Here is a 16805-nt window from a genome sequence, read left to right on the forward strand (position 1 = left end):
TCTCGCCTACTGGATCTGCGAGGCCGGCGGCGCGCTGATGTTGACCGGCTCGCCCCAGTTGTCGTAGGTCGCGGTCAGCTTGCCGCCGAGGTCACCGAGGCCGGCCTCCATCTTGCGGAAGTAGCCGTCGTCGTCGAACCACAGGTCGTAGGCGAACGACGGCGGCAGCGTGCCCTCCGGCAGCGTGCTGACGTCGGTGCCCTGGCCCTCGAGCAGGACGGCGGAGTCGAGCACCAGGCTGTAGTGCTCGAGGCCGTCCTCCTCACCGACGTACGTCGCGGCGGTGATCGCCTTCTCCATCGCCTCGAACTGCGAACGGATGTCGAGCTGGTCGCCGAGGCTGGCGAAGGGGCTGCTGGGGTCATCGAGCGAGGTGGCGGTGAACTTGCCGCCGGTGCCGGGGCTGGTCTGGTAGAGCGTGTTGTCGACGATGATCATCTCGATCGGCTCCGGGAGCTGAGCGATCTCCATGGACACGTGCATCGACGGAGGGACGGTGCTGAAGTCGGCCTCTCCCGTCGCGGAGTAGCCGGCGTCCCCTCCCGTGTTCATGGCGAACGTCGCGGTGGTCGCCTGCTCGAACGCGCCGGCGAAGACCTCGACCATCTCGGACGCGTCGATCTCCTCCCCCGCGGTCGGCTCGGCGGCCTCGGTCTCCTCGGTGGGCTCGTCGGAGGTCTCCTCCGTCGGCTCGCTGGTGGAGCTGCTGGTGTCGGGGACCGGGTCGTCGGCCGACTCGTCGTCTCCCCCGCCACACGCGGCGAAGGCGGACAGGGCCAGGGTGAGCACGGCGGCGGAGGCCGTACGGCGCAGGGCGGTTCGCGACATGGGGGTGCCTTTCGGGGTGGAGGGTGGAGCCAGGCTAGCGCCGCAGGGTGCGGAACGTCTCCAGTGAGACGGTGACGGTTCCCGCGACCAGGTCGTGCAGCCCCCGGCCGTCCGCCCGGTAGACCAGTGGCGGGATGACGAGCGCGACCATCACCTGACGCAGCAGAGCCTTGAGGGGGTTGAGCGGACGGAGCCGCCCGTCGGCCGGTACGACGCGCAGGCGGGTCACGAGCTTGCCGAAGGAGCCACCGAGCAGCCAGGTGAACGCGGCCGACTCGACGACGTACACGACGAGCACGAAGAGCTGGGCGCTGCTGCCCGGCTCGCTGTAGTCCTCGAGTCCCACGATCGCGATCACGGTCAGGGTGGAGGCGATCCAGTCGACGAACAGGGCGAGCACGCGCCGTGCCCACGACGCCGACTCGAGGGCCGGGGTCAGCACGGGCTCATCACCCCTCCAGGCTAGTGGCCACGGGCCAGGACCACGATCTTCTCGCGCCTGACCCACCTGTTACATCCCAGAAACAAAACCGATACGGTCGAGAAATGGCCGGTTCGTAGTTTGCAGGCCATCCCCCGGCGCAACGTCGCACCGGGAGCCCCACTTCGCTTGCTTTTGTCGGCTGCCCCACGTGGGTCGCAGCCAAGGAGGACGAATGTTCCAGAACAGCGACGAGCTGCTCGCCTACATCAAGGACCAGGGCGTCGAGATGGTCGACGTCCGGTTCTGTGACCTGCCCGGCGTCATGCAGCACTTCACGGTCCCCGTCTCGTCGTTCGACCAGTCCGTGTTCGAGGACGGTCTGAACTTCGACGGGTCCTCGATCCGTGGCTTCCAGGCCATCCATGAGTCCGACATGTCGCTGTTCCCGGACCCGACCACCGCCTACATCGACCCGTTCCGTACCGCCAAGACGCTCGTGGTCAACTTCTTCATCCACGACCCGCTGACCGGTGAGCCCTACTCACGCGACCCGCGCAACATCGCCAAGAAGGCCATGGCCTACCTCGGCACCACGGGCATCGGCGACACGGCGTACTTCGCCCCCGAGGCCGAGTTCTACGTCTTCGACAACGTGCGCTTCGAGACCAAGGCGAACGCCGGCTACTACGAGATCGAGTCCGCGGCCGGCGCCTGGAACACCGGCGCCGCGTTCGAGAACGACAACCGCGGCTACAAGGTCAAGTACAAGGGCGGCTACTTCCCCGTCGCACCGACCGACCACTTCGGTGAGCTGCGCGACGAGATGGTCATCGAGCTCGAGAAGTCGGGCCTGCTGGTGGAGCGCGCGCACCACGAGGTCGGCACCGCCGGCCAGGCGGAGATCAACTACCGCTTCGACGAGCTGCTCAAGGCCGCCGACGACGTGATGAAGTTCAAGTACATCATCAAGAACACCGCGTGGCGCAACGGCAAGACCGCGACCTTCATGCCCAAGCCGATCTTCGGCGACAACGGCTCCGGCATGCACGTGCACCAGTCGATCTGGAACAACGGCGAGCCGCTGTTCTACGACGAGACCGGCTACGGCGGCCTGTCCGACATGGCCCGCTACTACATCGGCGGCATCCTGAAGCACGCCCCGTCGCTGCTGGCCTTCACCAACCCGACGGTCAACTCCTACCACCGCCTGGTCCCCGGCTTCGAGGCCCCGATCTCGCTGGTCTACTCCCAGCGCAACCGCTCGGCCTGCGTCCGGATCCCGATCACGGGCTCCAACCCGAAGGCCAAGCGCATCGAGTTCCGGTGCCCCGACCCGTCCGCCAACCCGTACCTCGCCTTCTCGGCGCTGCTGCTGGCCGGCCTCGACGGCATCAAGAACAAGACCGAGCCCCCCGCCCCGATCGACAAGGACATCTACGAGCTCCCGCCCGACGAGATGGCCGACATCGCCCAGGTCCCGACCTCGCTCAACGCCGTCCTCGACTCGCTCGAGGCCGACCACGAGTTCCTGACGGCCGGCAACGTCTTCACCCCCGACCTGATCGAGACCTGGATCGACTACAAGCGCACCCAGGAGATCCTGCCCGTGCAGATGCGCCCGCACCCGCACGAGTTCGAGCTCTACTACGACATCTAGAAATTGTGCGCTTAGTGCTCGCACTCGGCGTTTGAGACGATGAGGGCTCCGGCTTCGCCGGGGCCCTCATCGCGTTCGTCGACTCAGTTGATTCGACGTTGCATCAGGTACGCGTCGGGACCGGCGGGATCCTCGATGCTGCTGACCGTCTCGTAGCCCAACCCCGTGTAGAAACCGACCCGGTCGGGTGCACACTCGAGGACTAGTTCCGCTGGCTCCTCCGTCTCCAACGCCGCCGCAACAGACTCCAGCAGCCGACGCCCGATGCCAAAGCCGTGGAGCGCCGGCTCCACCGCCGCCTTCTCGACCCAGGCGTGCGTATCGAGCAGCCCATGCACCTGCGCGACGTTCTGGTGGAACTGCCAGTCGATGGCAAGGTGATGATCCTCAGGCCGCGGCTCGCGCGCCAGCACCCGACATAGCCGACAGTTTCCCGCCGCGCTTCCCATCACTACCCCGACAAGCACCTCGCCCGCGTGGGCCCCCAGCACGACCGTGGACTCCTCACCCCGCACAGAGGAGTACAGGTCCCAGGACCCGCCCCAGCGATCAAGAAGCGGTTGGCCGTACATCTCTACGGTGAACGGCTCATCGACGAAGGCGCGGTGGAGCAAGGCCCGGGCTGCAGACCATTGCTCTTCGGCGAGAGGCCGCACTGACAGTTGCATGTCCCGCAGTGTCTCGCAGCCCCACCCAGCCCGACCACCGGTTACAAACTCGAGTTGACCTCGACCTGCGTCGGTGCGTCCTCATGCTTGAACGGATCGCGACGGGCAGTCGACGCCCCCTGACCTCGGAGTCGGACGGATCGACCCTCAGCACGGCTCCTAACCTTCGCCCTACTCGCGTCAGCGGCCCACTGGCTTGGCGGCGATGGCGGCCCAGATCAGGTCCACGCATGTCTCGCTGAACCCCGGGTCGACCCGCCCGCGCCTAACCAGCTCGCCCAGGTAGGCGCCGACCAGCACGCTCGCCACGGCGTCGGGGTGCAGGTCGGGACGCAGGTCGCCCGCGCCCATGTCGGCGCGGATCAGGTCGACCAACGCCTGGCGATAGGGATGCAGCACGCTTCGGAACAGCTCGGTGAACCGCGGGTCCGTGTCGCCGATGATCGCGGCCAGTCCCCCGGCTCCGAGCACCTCGGTCATCTGGCGCCAGGTCTGGTCCAGGGCCTCCCGGGCCCTCTCCCGCGGCGTGGCCGCGACCGTCGCGTCGGGGTGCCCGATCGCGTCGGCTAGGGCCGCACGCAGCACCGCCTCCCGGTCGGCGTACCGGCGGTAGCTGGTCGTCTTGGCCACCCCGGACTCGGCGGCCACAGCCTGACCGTGACCGCGGACGGCCCGGCCCGGCGGAGCAGCCGGAGCGATGCCGCGTGGATGCTGCGGTCCGTCGTGACCCGGCGCGGACGACCGGGCCCCGCGCCGGAGCCAGCCCCGCGCCGGAGCCAGCCCCGCCGCCGGTCGCCCCGTCTGTCTGCACTGCCACCTGTACCTGGGCAGCCGAGAGCCCGATCGCACCGCAGATGGGACGGAAGGTCCCTCACGCGGAGTCCCCTCGCAGGAGCGGCAGGCTCACCACGAACGTGCTTCCCGTCGCTAGGTCGCTCGAGCAGGTCACGGTGCCGCCGTGCGCCTCGGTCAGCGACTTGACGATCGCCAGGCCGAGGCCGGAGCCACCGTGGCTGCGGGTCCGTCCGGGGTCGGCCCGGTAGAAGCGGTCGAAGACCTTCGCGAGCACCTCAGGTGCCATGCCGGGGCCGGCGTCGCGGACGGTGACCTCGACCTGACGGTCCCGGGTCCGTACGCCGACCTCGATCGGCGAGGAGGCCGGGGTGTGGGCCAGGGCGTTGGTGAGCAGGTTGGCCAGGACCTGGCGCAGCCGGGACTGGTCCCCGACCACGACCGGTGGATCGGCGCCGGGCTGGGCGTCGATCGCGATCTGTCGCTCGGGCTGCAACGCCTGGGTGTCGACCACGGCGTCGGTGGCGAGGCTGAGCAGGTCGACCGGGGTCCGCTCCAGGGGTCGGGACTGGTCGAGGTGGGCCAGGAGCAGCATGTCGTCGACGAGGTCGCCCATGCGCTTGGACTCCGACTCGATGCGTGTCATGACGGTGTCGAGGTCGGTGCTGATGCCGGTACGCCACATCTCAGCGTGGCCGCGGATGGCCGCGACCGGCGTACGAAGCTCGTGGCTGGCGTCCGAGATGAAGGTGCGCAGCCGGGCCTCGGAGGTCGTGCTGGCCGAGAACGCCCTCTCTATCTGGCCGAGCATGCCGTTGAGCGCGTGGGCGAGGCGCCCGACCTCCGTGTTGCGCCGGTACGTCGGGACCCGCTCGCTCAGGTCGCCGGCGGCTATGTGCTCGGCGGTTTCCTCGATCCGCTCCAGAGGCTGGAGCCCGATCCTGGCGATCGCCCACGCGGCCGCGGCGGTGAACATCAGCACGAGGGCGCTGACCAGCAGTGAGAACCACGTCAGCCGGGAGACGGTCGCGTCGGCGTCCGCGAGGGAGACGGCGAAGACGACAGTCTGGCCGGAGCTGTTGTCGGACTCGGCGCGCACCCGCCACCGGCTCTCGCCGTCGACCGACGGCACGGTGACCAGCTCGTCCGTCGCCCCGAGGTCCGCCTGGTCCAGCAGGGGCGCCGCGTCACCGAGATCGGGTCCCAACGAGCACGTCACGTTGCCGTCGGCGTCGAGGACCAGGAGCAGGAAGTCGCTGCGCAGGCCCTGGGGGTCGCGGGGGTTGGCGCACAGGACGCCCGGGGCGCCCGGCGGAGGCTCCTCCTGGCCCTCGGGTGCGACCGACCCGACCTGCGAGTCGAGCCGGTCGAGCAGGTAGGACCGCAGTAGCAGGATGCCCGAGACGTTCGCGGCGGCGAGGCCCGCCGAGATCAGCAGGACCATGCCGAGCACCAGACGGGCTCGGATGGAGAGCCCCAGGGACGGGAGCCGCATCACTCCCCCGGCACCCTGAGCACGTAGCCGACCCCGCGGATCGTGTGGATGAGCGCCGGCTCGACGGTGTCGACCTTGCGCCGCAGATAGCTGATGTAGGACTCGACCACGCCGGAATTGCCGTTGAAGTCGTAGTGCCAGACGTGGTCGAGGATCTGGGCGCGGCTCATCACCAGCTCGGCGTTGCGCATCAGGAACCGCAGGAGAGCGAACTCGGTGGGCGACAGGACCACCAGCTGACCGGCCCGGCGGACCTCGTGGCGGTCCTCGTCGAGCTCCAGGTCGGCGTAGGTCAGCCGGGTGGTCTCGGTCCGGGCAGCAGGTCGGGTACGGCGCAGCACCACCCCGACCCGGGCCACGACCTCCTCCAGCGAGAACGGCTTGGTCACGTAGTCGTCGCCGCCGAGGGTCAGCCCAGCGAGGCGGTCCTCCAGGGCGTCGCGTGCGGTGACGAAGACGGCCGCCATGTCCGGGTGCACCTTGCGCAGCTGTCGCAGCAGGTCGACGCCATCGGTGTCGGGCAGCATCACGTCGAGGAGCGCGAGGTCGATGCGTGACCTGTCGGCGTGTGCCAGCGCCTCGGAGCCGCTTCCGGCGCGCAGGACGTCGTACCCGACGAAGGCCAGGCACATCGCGAGCATGTCCTGGATCGCCGGCTCGTCCTCGACCACCAGCAGCCGAGTGCCGGGAACGACGGAGTCGGGGGTGATCGCTGCCATGCAGTGAGCGTGGGCCGTCCGGCTGACCGTTTGCTGGCAGGTTCCTGGCAGTTGCCTGTGAGCGAAGGGCTCCCAGCAAACTCCCAGGGTCGTCGAAGCAGCCTCGGAGGTTGTTCGGCCAGTGTCCCCTCCCATGAGCACCCCGGACTCGACCGACGTCCTCCCCGAACCGCTGAGCGACCGGCGGCTGCCCGGGCGCCGCGGGCTGATCCTCAACCTCGTCATCGCGGTCGCCGTGCTGGTCGTGATCGGGCTCATCTTGTGGACGGTCCGCGGGACCGGCGGCGAGCAGGAGACAGAGGCCCAGACCGCGGCTGTGGACACCGGCGCCGTGACGGCCGCGGTGTCCGCGAACGGCAACATCGCCTCCGGGAACGCCGTCAACGTGGACTTCCAGGGCTCGGGCGGGATCGTCACCGCGATCGTGGTCAAGGCGGGCCAGAAGGTGCGCAAGGGCCAGGTCCTCGCCAGGGTCGACCAGACCTCGGCGCAGCAGTCGCTGGCCTCGGCGCAGGCCCAGCTGCGCTCCGCGCAGGCGGCGTACGACGGGGTCCTCCAGGGCCAGACGCCGCAGGAGCAGGCGGCCGACGCCACCTCGATCGACCAGGCCGAGGTGTCGGTGGAGAGCGCCCGCACCAGCCTGCGCTCGGCGCAGCAGAGCCTGAGCCTGGCCCGGTCCCAGCAGAACGCCTCGGTCCGGCGCGCCGAGGTCTCCCTGGCCTCGGCCCAGGACGACCTCCAGGACGCCCGCGAGGCGTACCAGGCCAACCGCACCCCGCAGAACCAGAACGCCGTCGCTGCCGCCCAGGCGGCCGTCAGGACCGCCCAGTCGTCGCTGGCATCGGCCCGCGCGTCCCGCGACTCGACCCTGCTCCAGTCGCGCCAGCAGGTGGCCAGCGCCCAGGACCAGCTCACCTCCGCCCAGACCGGTCTCGCCTCGAGCAAGGCCGGCGTGGCCGTCAGCCGGCAGGGCCCCCGGGACAGCGAGATCGCCTCAGCACAGGCCCAGGTCACCAGCGCCGAGGTCGCGTTCGCCCAGGCCGAGACCACCCTGGAGCAGACGGTGCTGCAGGCACCCGTCGCCGGCACCGTCGCCCAGGTCAACGGCACCGTCGGCGAGCCGGCTTCGGCCACCTCGAGCACGTCGAGCTCGTCCACGAGCACCAGCTCCGGCACCGCGACGACCGAGGCGACGGGCTTCGTGACGCTGACCGACACCGACGCGCTCGAGGTGACCGCGGACGTGGCCGAGGCCGACATCGCCGACGTCCACGTGGGCCAGGAAGCGACCGTCACCCTGTCGGCGAGCGGCAAGGAGATCACCGCCACCGTCACCGCGGTCGACGCGATCGAGACCGTGACCAACAACGTGGTGGAGTACGGCGTCACGGTCACCCTCGGCGAGTCCCAGGGGGTCAAGCTCGGCCAGAGCACCCAGGTCGTCGTCACCACCGGCAGCAAGCAGGACGTCGTCCGAGTCTCGGCTAGCGCGCTCACGACTGTCGGGCAGAACACCACCGCGACCGTCCAGACCTCCGACGGGACCACCAGCACCGTGCAGGTCGTCACCGGCCTGGAGGGCGACGGCTACACCGAGGTGCTCAGCGGCCTCGAGGACGGCGACACCGTCCTGCTCCCCGACCAGGCCGAGTCACCGACCGGGTTCACGTTCCCCGCCGGCGGCGGGATGGGTGGCCTCGGATGACCCGGGTCACCGCCCGTCGTGCCGTCATCGAGCTGACCGGGATCACCAAGGTCTACGGGCAGGGAGAGGCCGCGGTCCATGCCCTCGACGGAGTGGACCTGCGCGTGGAGCACGGCGACTACGTGGCCATCATGGGCGCCTCCGGGTCCGGCAAGTCCACCCTGATGAACATCATCGGCTGCCTCGATGTCGGCACCGCCGGTCGCTACCTGCTGGACGGGATCGACGTACGGCGCCTCGACGAGAACCGGCTGTCACTCGTGCGGAACCGCAAGATCGGGTTCGTCTTCCAGAGCTTCAACCTGATCGCGCGGACGACGGCGCAGCGCAACGTCGAGCTGCCGCTGGCGTACGCCGGCGTACGCACGTCGGAGCGCACCCGGCGCGCCTCCGCTGCCCTGCGCCGGGTCGGGCTCGCCGATCGCGGCTCCCACGTCCCCTCGGAGCTGTCCGGCGGTCAGCAGCAGCGGGTCGCGGTCGCGCGCGCCATCGTCACCGAGCCGGTCCTCCTGCTGGCGGACGAGCCGACCGGCGCCCTGGACAGTCACAGCACCGCTGACGTGCTCGGGCTCTTCGACGACCTCGCGGCCAGCGGCCGCACGGTGGTGGTGATCACGCACGAGGACGAGGTGGCGCGGCACGCCAAACGGATCATCCGGATGAACGACGGCCGGATCGTGTCCGACGACCGCCAGGTCGGCGTGGACGAACCACCCCCTCGTGCCCAGGCAGTCGGTGCCCGATGAACGTCCGAGAGACCGGCCACTTCGCCTGGCAGGGCGTGACTGCCAACAAGACCCGCTCCGCGCTGACCACGCTCGGGGTGCTGATCGGAGTGGCCGCCGTCATCATCCTGGTCGCGGTCGGGACCGGATCCAGCAAGGCGGTCCAGGACTCGATCAGCGCTCTCGGCAGCAACACCCTCACGATCACCGCGGACTCCGGCGGCGGAGGCGGTGGGCCCGGCGGCGGTGGCGGGTTCCCCGGCGGTGGACTCCCCGGGGGTGGGCTGTTCGGCGGCGAGGAGGCGACCACGAGCCAGAACGCGACCTCCACCCGGACCGCGGAGCTGACCATGGACGACGCGGAGGCGGTGGCGACCAGCGAGGAGGCCGACCACGTGCTCGGGTTGGCGCCGGTCGTGAGTGCGTCGTCGGTGACCGCGACCTTCGAAGGCGCCTCGCACGACGTCAGCACGTTCACGGGCACCACCGCGTCCTACCTGCTCATCGACAACTCCTCGGTCCAGTACGGCACCGCGTTCACCGACGACGACTACACCTCACGGCGGCGGGTGGCCCTGGTCGGGCAGACGGTCGCGGAGGAGCTGGTCGGATCCGACCTGACCGAGATCGTGGGCACGATGGTCTCGTTCAACGGGTTCCAGTTCGAGGTCCTCGGTGTGCTCTCCGAGAAGGGCAGCACCGGCCCGACCGACTCCGACGACCGGGTGATCGCCCCGGCGACCTCGGTCCAGGACACTCTGTCCGGGTACGGCGCGCTCAGCTCGATCTCGGTCAAGGCCACCTCCGCGGACGACGTCACTGTCGCCCAGAACGAGATCCAGGCGATCCTCGACGCCCGTCACGGCGTGAGCTCGTCGGACCGGGACTACAGCGTCAGCAGCGCCTCCTCGATCCTCGAGGCCGCGACGTCGTCCAACCAGACGTTCACGGTGCTGCTCGGCGCGGTCGCCGCGATCTCGCTCCTGGTCGGCGGCATCGGAGTCATGAACATCATGCTGGTCACGGTGACCGAGCGGACCCGGGAGATCGGCATCCGCAAGGCGATCGGCGCTAGCCGGGCGGACATCATCGGCCAGTTCCTCGCCGAGGCGGTGCTGCTGTCCCTCTTCGGGGGCGTGGTCGGCGTCGCAGCCGGACTGATCGGCTCCCAGTTCACGATCGTCGGTGTGGAGCCCGTGGTGGCGCCGTACTCGGTCTTCCTGGCCTTCGGTGTCGCCGTCCTGATCGGGCTGTTCTTCGGCCTCTACCCCGCCAACCGGGCCGCAGCACTGCGGCCGATCGAAGCCCTGCGCTATGAGTGAGGACCTCCGCATGACCGACACCGTCATCGACGACCCGATGCTGGACGAGGAATGGCTCGCCGCGCCCGTGAAGCGGTCACGGCTGAGGGCTCTGCTCGTGGTCGCCCTCGCCGCCACCGTCTGCTTCCTCGGCGGCGCCCTGGTCCAGAAGCACTTCGGCACCGCGTCCACGTCCGCCGCTGCCGGCCCGGGAGGCTTCACCGGTGGACAGCTCCCGGAGGGGATGCCCACAGGGATGCCCGAGGGCCTGGCCCAGGGCGGCTTCCCGGCCGACACCGGGACCACCGACGACGACACACAGTCGGTCATCGGCGAGCTGGTCGAGGTCCGCGGCGACGTGTGGATCGTGGAGGACCTCGGCGGCAAGCGCCACGAGGTCCAGGTCGGCGACAACACGGACGTGGTCCGTGAGTCGAGCATCAGGTCCTCCCAGGTCAAGGTCGGCGACCCCGTCGACATCACCGGCACCGAGAGCGACGGCCGCCTCCAGGCCGACGACGTCACCCTGCGATGAGCACCCGACAGAAGGAAGCAACCTCAGTGAACAAGATTCGTACGGCGATCGGCGCCGTCAGCCTCGCCGCCCTGCTCGCCCTCACCGCGTGTGGTGGCGATGACTCGGACGGCGGCGACGAGACCGCCACCGATCCCACCAGCGAGGTCTCGGGCCGTCCCGGCGGCTTCGACACCGGGCAGCTCGAGGAGATCCAGGCCTGCCTCGAGGCAGCCGGGCTGGAGGACAAGATGCCCACCGGCCAGCCGAGCGGGATGCCCACCGACCTGCCGTCGGACTTCCCGACCGACCTGCCCACTGACATGCCGACGGACATGCCCAGCGACTTCGGCTCCGGGGGGCCGGGCGGTGGGATGGGCGCCCTCCAGGACCCCGAGGTCCTAGAAGCCCTCGAGGCGTGCGGGATCGAGCTGCCACAGGCACCGGGCCAGGGCTGACCTCGGCCCCCGCGCGAAGGCTTGGTCGTTTCCAAGCCGACGGGGGTGATCGAGTGTTAGATGTCCGGTGACGTCGGCGATCGTCGGTCGACCGGGCTGTGAGGGATGGGAATGGCTCGAATCGTCGTAGCCGACAACGACCCCGATGCCCTGGACCTCGCCCTCACCGACCTGGGTCTTGAAGGACACGAGGTCTACGGCGCGCCCGACGCAGCGAGCGCGGAGGTGTTGGTCGAGTCCGTCTCGCCCGACGTCGTCGTCCTCGACTACCGCATGCCACCGGGCGAGAACGGTCTAGACCTCGCCGAGCGGCTGGTGGCGACCCACGCCGGGCTGCGCGTCGTCATCTACAGCAACTACCAGGCGACCGCGCTGAGGGCCCGCGCTGCCGCGTTGGGCATTCCGTTCCTCGCCAAGGGCAACCTGCAGGCTCTCCGGTCGGCGGTGACGCGCAGGTGAGCACGGACCGGCGCCGCCTCCCGATGACCTGGGCGTCGACCACGGTGATCGTGCTGACCATCCTGGCGGCGACGGCCACGGTCCTCATCGGTCGGCAGCTCAACCGCCTGGAGGCCGAGCGCGACGCCTCGACCGCGGCCGCCGACATCCTCGCGGCCGTGGCCGAGGACGTGCGGACGACAGCCGACTCCGCCACGGCTGAGGCGTCGGCCGGGGTCCGGGCCTCCGAGGTCGGCGCTGCCTTTCCCGAGGGCGTGGCGGACAGCAGCGCCGTTCGCGCACGGGACTCCGCGCAGCCGGTGCTGGACGACTCCGGCGAGGGGGTCGTCGTAGTGGCGTCCTACGACACCGCGGTCACGCCGGCCACGGTGCAGGAGCGCCGTGACCACGTCGTCGCCTACGCGGTCGTGCCGCTGGACCTGGCCGGGACGCTGCTGACAATGAAGCCCTCCGAGGGCGGCATCGCGGTCGCGGGGCCGGACCGACAGGTGATGTCGGTCCCGGACCACCGTCCCTCGGACGCGGCGTTCCAGACGGTCGACCTGGGCTCCGGAACCACGTCCGGCTGGACGTTGACGGTCTGGACGACGCCGCCGCAGACGCCTGCTGTCGCCTGGCTCATCGCCCTCGGCCTCGGGCTCACCGGGACCGCCGCGGCCGGCTGGATGGCCCTACGCCGGGAGCGGGACCGGCGCAGCCGGGACGACCTGCTCCGGCTGCAGGAGGCCAGCGCCACCGTGGCGGAGCTGGCCACGGTGGCCCAGCACAGTCTCGACCTGGCCGAGGTGCTTCCAGCCGTGTCGGCGGAGCTCGGCGCTGCGCTCGGGCTGCGCGGGCTGTCCGTGGGGGTCCCGTCCGCCGATGGCGAACGGCTGCTGTTCGTGTGGGGCGAGCGGCCCGACAACGTCCCCGCGGACCACCACCCCCGGGACGAGGTGGGGGCCGGGGACACGATCGCCCTCGTGCTCTCGCGCGGTGGCCGTCTCGCGGCCCGCCTCCTCGTGGTGGCAGGCCGCCGGCTGACCGGACCGGACCTCCGCACCCTGTTCGCGGCGGGTGACGTGCTGACCTCGGCGCTGGCCAATGCCGAGATGTACTCCCAGCAGAGTGAGCTGTTGAAGCGGATGCGGTCGGTCGACGAGCTCAAGACCGTCTTCCTGGCCACCGCCTCGCACGAGCTGAGGACTCCTGTCGTCGCGATCACCGGGTACGCGCAGGTGCTCACCATGCGTCTCGACGAGCTCACCCCCGAACAGACGCGCATGTACGTCGAGCGGGTGGACGCCAACGCCCAGAGGCTCGGGGCGCTGGTCGAGGACCTGCTGGACTTCTCCAAGCTCGAGCGCGGCACCGACGTGGAGGACCACGCTCCCCTCGACCTCGGCGAGGTCGTGAGTCGCATCCTCGAAGAGCAGCCTGACCTGGCCCCTGACCACCTGGTCTCCCACAGCACGGTCCGTGGACTCGGCGTCATCGGGTCACGCCTGGCGGTGGACCGCGTCGTGTCGAACCTGGTCGGCAACGCGGCGAAGTACTCCCCCGCCGGGAGCGCGATCCGGGTCCGGGTCCAAGCTGCCCACGGTCGCGCCGAGCTGATCGTCGACGACGAGGGCTCGGGTGTTCCCCATGACGAACGCGAGCAGATCTTCAGCCGGTTCTTCCGCGGGCACGGCGACGTGGTGGTCCGCACCAGCGGTGCCGGCCTGGGCCTGGCGATCGTCTCCGAGTTCGCCGCCTCCATGGGCGGCCAGGTGTCCGTGGCCGATGCCGACGGCGGCGGCGCGCGTTTCGTCGTCTCCTACCCACTCGCAGCGAGCCGAGCCGAGCCTTCCCGAGGAGCGACAGATGCCGACACGTGACCGACTGATCCCTGCCGTCGCAGGTCTGGCCGTGGTGGCGGTGGCCGTCACGGTGGTCAGCCTGCTCAACTCCGCCGTCGACGGCGGCACCCGTGCGCTGCAGGACGCGAAGGTGGCCCAGGTGCGGACCACTGCCGGCGCGTTCAACGCGCGCGTCGAGTCGAGCATCGGCTCCCTAGGCGGGCTCGGTGCGCGCCCCTGGGAGCTGACGACCGGCAGCACGAACGACGCTGCCGCTCTCCAGGCGTTCGCGATCGACCCCGAGGCCACGTCCGGCTTCTTCCTCGTCGACGGGTCCGACACCATCACCAGCGGTGTGCTCCTGAGCGAGGGAAGCCTCGGCTCCACGTTCGACGCGCCCGGGTGGGCCGCGGCGAAGGCCGCGCTGGCCTCCGCCCCTGCCGTCGTACTGCCGGTGGCCCCGTCCGGGGTCACCACGGAGCTGCCGACCTACGCCTTCGCGGTGGCGATCCGGGGGGCGAGCCCCACCAGTGTGCGCGGCGCCTTCATCTTCGAGCAGGCGCTCACGACCGACTCCGCCTTCAACCAGGAGATCCGCGGACTGGGTGACGACGGTGCCACCACCGCCACCTGGCGGTTCCTGGACAGCGACGACACGGTGGTGGCGTCCACCCTGTCCACCGGGCTCGGGTCACAGATCCCGGACGCGCGACTGCGCAGCCTCGAGCCGGGGCTGCACACCATCGGCGACGACCTCGTCGTCAGCGCTGACGTCCCGGCCGTCGGCTGGCGGGTCGTCTTCACCCAGGACGAGGAGGAGTTCGCCGAGCCGCTGGCGGCCCCTCTTCAGTCGGTCGGTCTGATCCTCGTGATCCTGATGCTGACGGTCGGCCTCACGCTGACGATCCTGCTGGCCAGGCGCCTGCGCCAGTCGCGCGAGCAGGAGCAGCGGCTGCTCGAGCTGAACCGTTCCCAGGAAGAGTTCATCTCCGTCGTCTCCCACGAGCTGCGCACGCCTGTGTCGGGCGTCCTCGGCTTCCTCCAGACCAGCCTCGACCACTGGGACGTCATGAGCAACGACGACCGTCACCACGCCGTACGCCGGGCCTTCGCCAACGCGCGTCGCCTGCAGGCCCTCACTCGCGACGTCCTCGACACCGAGAGCATCGAGTCCGGAGGCTACGGCTACGACCGGCACCCGATCGACCTCGCGGACGAGATCAGCACCGCTGTCGACGCCTGCGACATCGGGTCCGCCCCTGCCATGACCGTCAACCTGCCCACCGAGCCGGTCATCGTCGACGCCGACCCCGACCGGATCCAGCAGGTCCTCTCGAACCTCCTCGACAACGCGCTCAAGAGCTCGGCCGACACCGGCCAGATCACCGTCTCGCTGGAGCGGGCCGGAGCGGCGGCCCGGATCACCGTGGAGGACCACGGCGCGGGCATCGACCCCGACCAGATGGAGCGGATCTTCGACAAGTTCGTCCGCGGACGGTCAGGCACGGTGGCCGGAACGGGGCTCGGGCTCTACATCTGCCGTCGCATCGTCACCGCCCATGACGGTCGCATCTGGGCGGAGAGCCGCCCGGGCGAAGCGACGCGGTTCATCGTGGAGCTCCCCCTCAGCGCACCGGTCGCCCACTAGGGTGGCGGACATGACCACGAGCCTGCAGGCCCTCACCGTCTTGATCGTCGACGACGAGCCTGACATGCGCGACCTAGCCCGGGTAGTGCTCGAGAGCGACGGCATCAACGTCGTCGACGAGGCGGTCGACGGGGTCCAGGCGCTGGAGCGCTACTTCGAGCTCGACCCGCCCCCGATCCCGTCGGCGGTGCTGCTCGACCACCGGATGCCCGGTCTCACCGGGCTCCAGGTGGCCGAGAAGATGCTCGCCCACAACCCCGACCAGGTGATCGTGCTGTTCTCGGCCTACCTCGACGCGAACGTGGTGGTCGCGGCACGTGAGGCGGGAGTCACCGCCTGTGTCTCCAAGATGGACGTCAGCCGACTCGCGCCGATCATCCGGGGACTCCTCCCGGCCCACGGCTGACCTGGCTCATAGCAGCACCTACTGGGCCGCCGCGTTCAGCTCCTCGAGCCGGGTCGCGGCGTCGAGGTACTCCTGGACCCACCGCTCGATCACGGTCGCGGTCTTCTCGACCTTGGTCATCTGCCCGACGACCTGGCCGACCGGGTTGAAGGCGACGTCGACGGTCTGGTCGGGATACTTGTGGGTCGCCTTCACCGCCATGCCCGACACCATGTACTGCAGCGGCATCCCCAGCGGCTCGGGGTTGCCGGGCGTCTCCCAGGCCTCGGTCCAGTCGTTCTTCAGCATCCGAGCCGGCTTCCCGGTGAACGAGCGGCTGCGCACGGTGTCGCGGCTCGACGCGTCGGCGTAGGCCTGCTGCTGGACGGCGGTGTTCTCCGCCTCCTCGACCATCAGCCACTGGGAACCGGTCCAGGCGCCCTCGCAGCCCATGGCCAGCGCGGCCGCGATCTGAGCGCCGCTGCCGATCCCGCCGGCGGCCAGCACGGGGACCGGAGCGACCTCCTTGACGACCTCCGGCCACAGCACGATCGACCCCACCTCGCCGCAGTGACCGCCGGCCTCGCCCCCCTGGGCGATGATGATGTCGACGCCGGCGTCGGCGTGCTTGCGCGCCTGGTGCGCCGACCCGCACAGCGCGGCCACCTTCCGACCGCTGGCGTGGATGTGCTCGATCATGTCCGCCGGCGGGGTGCCGAGCGCGTTGGCGATCAGGGTCATCTTCGGGTGGCGCAGGGCCACCTCGACCTGCGGCGTGGCGGTCGCCTCGGTCCAGCCGAGCAGCTGCAGCGAGTCGTCGTCCGTGCTCTCGTCCACCGGGACGCCGTGGTCGGCGAGCACCTTGCGGCCGAAGTCGAGGTGCGCCTGCGGGACCATCTTGCGGAGCATCTCCGCCAGGTCCTCGCCCGACATGCCCGCGTCCATGCCCTCGTACTTGTTGGGGATCACGATGTCCACGCCATAGGGCCGGTCGCCGATGTTGTCGTCGATCCACTTGAGCTCGACCTCGAGCTGCTCGGGCGTGAAGCCGACCGCGCCGAGCACGCCGAAGCCGCCCGCCTTGCTGACGGCCACGACCACGTCGCGGCAGTGGGTGAACGCGAAGATCGGGAACTCGATGCCGAGGTCGTCACAGATCTTGGTGCGCACGGGGGGCCTCCTGAGGGCGGACGAGAACTAGAACGCG

At 70.2% G+C, this 16805-nt stretch carries 17 protein-coding genes; 10 read left to right on the forward strand and 7 right to left on the reverse strand.

All coding sequences use genetic code 11. From position 1 onward, the window contains the following. Positions 1-6: 6 nt before the first annotated feature. Positions 7-828 (reverse strand): hypothetical protein, encoded by an 822-nt coding sequence (locus tag BLR90_RS15285; RefSeq protein ID WP_091026081.1) that lies wholly within the window; start codon positions 826-828, stop codon positions 7-9. A 34-nt stretch (positions 829-862) separates the two neighbouring features. After that, positions 863-1270, reverse strand: coding sequence for an RDD family protein (locus tag BLR90_RS15290; RefSeq protein WP_245715340.1), 408 nt, complete (start codon positions 1268-1270; stop codon positions 863-865). A 214-nt stretch (positions 1271-1484) separates the two neighbouring features. Between BLR90_RS15290 and glnA the strand changes: the two genes are divergently transcribed. Then, complete coding sequence (gene glnA, locus BLR90_RS15295; protein ID WP_091026082.1) at positions 1485-2909, forward strand: type I glutamate--ammonia ligase; 1425 nt, start codon at positions 1485-1487, stop codon at positions 2907-2909. Between the two features lie 83 nt (positions 2910-2992). Here the strand turns inward: glnA and BLR90_RS15300 are convergent, their stop codons facing one another. The 4 genes from BLR90_RS15300 to BLR90_RS15315 form a co-directional block, all read right to left on the reverse strand. Continuing rightward, positions 2993-3577, reverse strand: coding sequence for a GNAT family N-acetyltransferase (locus tag BLR90_RS15300; protein ID WP_091026083.1), 585 nt, complete (start codon positions 3575-3577; stop codon positions 2993-2995). 180 nt (positions 3578-3757) lie between these two features. Then, positions 3758-4225 (reverse strand): TetR/AcrR family transcriptional regulator, encoded by a 468-nt coding sequence (locus BLR90_RS15305; protein WP_091026084.1) that lies wholly within the window; start codon positions 4223-4225, stop codon positions 3758-3760. A 223-nt stretch (positions 4226-4448) separates the two neighbouring features. Then, positions 4449-5864, reverse strand: coding sequence for a sensor histidine kinase (locus BLR90_RS15310; RefSeq protein WP_091026085.1), 1416 nt, complete (start codon positions 5862-5864; stop codon positions 4449-4451). Continuing rightward, complete coding sequence (locus tag BLR90_RS15315) at positions 5864-6583, reverse strand: response regulator transcription factor (RefSeq protein ID WP_091026086.1); 720 nt, start codon at positions 6581-6583, stop codon at positions 5864-5866. Before BLR90_RS15315 ends, BLR90_RS15310 begins: the two co-directional genes overlap by 1 nt. A gap of 133 nt (positions 6584-6716) precedes the next feature. Here BLR90_RS15315 and BLR90_RS15320 point away from each other — a divergent pair, with 133 nt between their 5' ends. The 9 genes from BLR90_RS15320 (at position 6717) to BLR90_RS15365 (ending at position 15619) form a co-directional block, all read left to right on the forward strand. Beyond that, positions 6717-8288 (forward strand): HlyD family efflux transporter periplasmic adaptor subunit, encoded by a 1572-nt coding sequence (locus BLR90_RS15320; protein ID WP_091026087.1) that lies wholly within the window; start codon positions 6717-6719, stop codon positions 8286-8288. Continuing rightward, positions 8285-9034: an ABC transporter ATP-binding protein gene (locus BLR90_RS15325; protein WP_091026088.1), complete on the forward strand. Its 750-nt coding sequence runs from the start codon at positions 8285-8287 to the stop codon at positions 9032-9034. Before BLR90_RS15320 ends, BLR90_RS15325 begins: the two co-directional genes overlap by 4 nt. Then, the gene (locus BLR90_RS15330) at positions 9031-10335 is read left to right on the forward strand and encodes an ABC transporter permease (protein WP_091026089.1); all 1305 of its coding nucleotides are present in this window, start codon (positions 9031-9033) and stop codon (positions 10333-10335) included. Before BLR90_RS15325 ends, BLR90_RS15330 begins: the two co-directional genes overlap by 4 nt. Positions 10336-10345: 10 nt before the next feature. After that, positions 10346-10849, forward strand: coding sequence for a hypothetical protein (locus BLR90_RS15335; protein WP_091026090.1), 504 nt, complete (start codon positions 10346-10348; stop codon positions 10847-10849). A gap of 26 nt (positions 10850-10875) precedes the next feature. Continuing rightward, the gene (locus BLR90_RS15340; RefSeq protein WP_170254293.1) at positions 10876-11286 is read left to right on the forward strand and encodes a PT domain-containing protein; all 411 of its coding nucleotides are present in this window, start codon (positions 10876-10878) and stop codon (positions 11284-11286) included. 111 nt (positions 11287-11397) lie between these two features. Continuing rightward, positions 11398-11745: a response regulator gene (locus BLR90_RS15345; RefSeq protein WP_170254294.1), complete on the forward strand. Its 348-nt coding sequence runs from the start codon at positions 11398-11400 to the stop codon at positions 11743-11745. Beyond that, positions 11742-13604, forward strand: coding sequence for a sensor histidine kinase (locus BLR90_RS15355; protein ID WP_170254295.1), 1863 nt, complete (start codon positions 11742-11744; stop codon positions 13602-13604). Before BLR90_RS15345 ends, BLR90_RS15355 begins: the two co-directional genes overlap by 4 nt. After that, positions 13591-15213 (forward strand): sensor histidine kinase, encoded by a 1623-nt coding sequence (locus BLR90_RS15360; RefSeq protein WP_143016231.1) that lies wholly within the window; start codon positions 13591-13593, stop codon positions 15211-15213. Before BLR90_RS15355 ends, BLR90_RS15360 begins: the two co-directional genes overlap by 14 nt. A 10-nt stretch (positions 15214-15223) precedes the next feature. Continuing rightward, positions 15224-15619, forward strand: coding sequence for a response regulator transcription factor (locus BLR90_RS15365; protein ID WP_170254296.1), 396 nt, complete (start codon positions 15224-15226; stop codon positions 15617-15619). 18 nt (positions 15620-15637) lie between these two features. Here the strand turns inward: BLR90_RS15365 and BLR90_RS15370 are convergent, their stop codons facing one another. Beyond that, positions 15638-16768 carry a nitronate monooxygenase gene (locus BLR90_RS15370; RefSeq protein ID WP_091026097.1) on the reverse strand — a complete coding sequence of 377 codons (1131 nt, stop codon included), beginning with the start codon at positions 16766-16768 and terminating at the stop codon, positions 15638-15640. Positions 16769-16805: the final 37 nt, after the last annotated feature.

The organism is Nocardioides szechwanensis (assembly GCF_900103935.1).
Taxonomy (GTDB): domain Bacteria; phylum Actinomycetota; class Actinomycetes; order Propionibacteriales; family Nocardioidaceae; genus Nocardioides; species Nocardioides szechwanensis.

Excerpts from the sequence above, each read along its gene's own strand:
- BLR90_RS15285 (WP_091026081.1), bottom strand. The coding sequence starts at position 828 with ATGTCGCGAACCGCCCTGCGCCGTACGGCCTCCGCCGCCGTGCTCACC.
- glnA (WP_091026082.1), top strand. The coding sequence starts at position 1,485 with ATGTTCCAGAACAGCGACGAGCTGCTCGCCTACATCAAGGACCAGGGC.
- BLR90_RS15300 (WP_091026083.1), bottom strand. The coding sequence starts at position 3,577 with ATGCAACTGTCAGTGCGGCCTCTCGCCGAAGAGCAATGGTCTGCAGCC.
- BLR90_RS15310 (WP_091026085.1), bottom strand. The coding sequence starts at position 5,864 with ATGCGGCTCCCGTCCCTGGGGCTCTCCATCCGAGCCCGTCTGGTGCTC.
- BLR90_RS15315 (WP_091026086.1), bottom strand. The coding sequence starts at position 6,583 with ATGGCAGCGATCACCCCCGACTCCGTCGTTCCCGGCACTCGGCTGCTG.
- BLR90_RS15320 (WP_091026087.1), top strand. The coding sequence starts at position 6,717 with ATGAGCACCCCGGACTCGACCGACGTCCTCCCCGAACCGCTGAGCGAC.
- BLR90_RS15325 (WP_091026088.1), top strand. The coding sequence starts at position 8,285 with ATGACCCGGGTCACCGCCCGTCGTGCCGTCATCGAGCTGACCGGGATC.
- BLR90_RS15330 (WP_091026089.1), top strand. The coding sequence starts at position 9,031 with ATGAACGTCCGAGAGACCGGCCACTTCGCCTGGCAGGGCGTGACTGCC.
- BLR90_RS15335 (WP_091026090.1), top strand. The coding sequence starts at position 10,346 with ATGACCGACACCGTCATCGACGACCCGATGCTGGACGAGGAATGGCTC.
- BLR90_RS15345 (WP_170254294.1), top strand. The coding sequence starts at position 11,398 with ATGGCTCGAATCGTCGTAGCCGACAACGACCCCGATGCCCTGGACCTC.
- BLR90_RS15360 (WP_143016231.1), top strand. The coding sequence starts at position 13,591 with ATGCCGACACGTGACCGACTGATCCCTGCCGTCGCAGGTCTGGCCGTG.
- BLR90_RS15365 (WP_170254296.1), top strand. The coding sequence starts at position 15,224 with ATGACCACGAGCCTGCAGGCCCTCACCGTCTTGATCGTCGACGACGAG.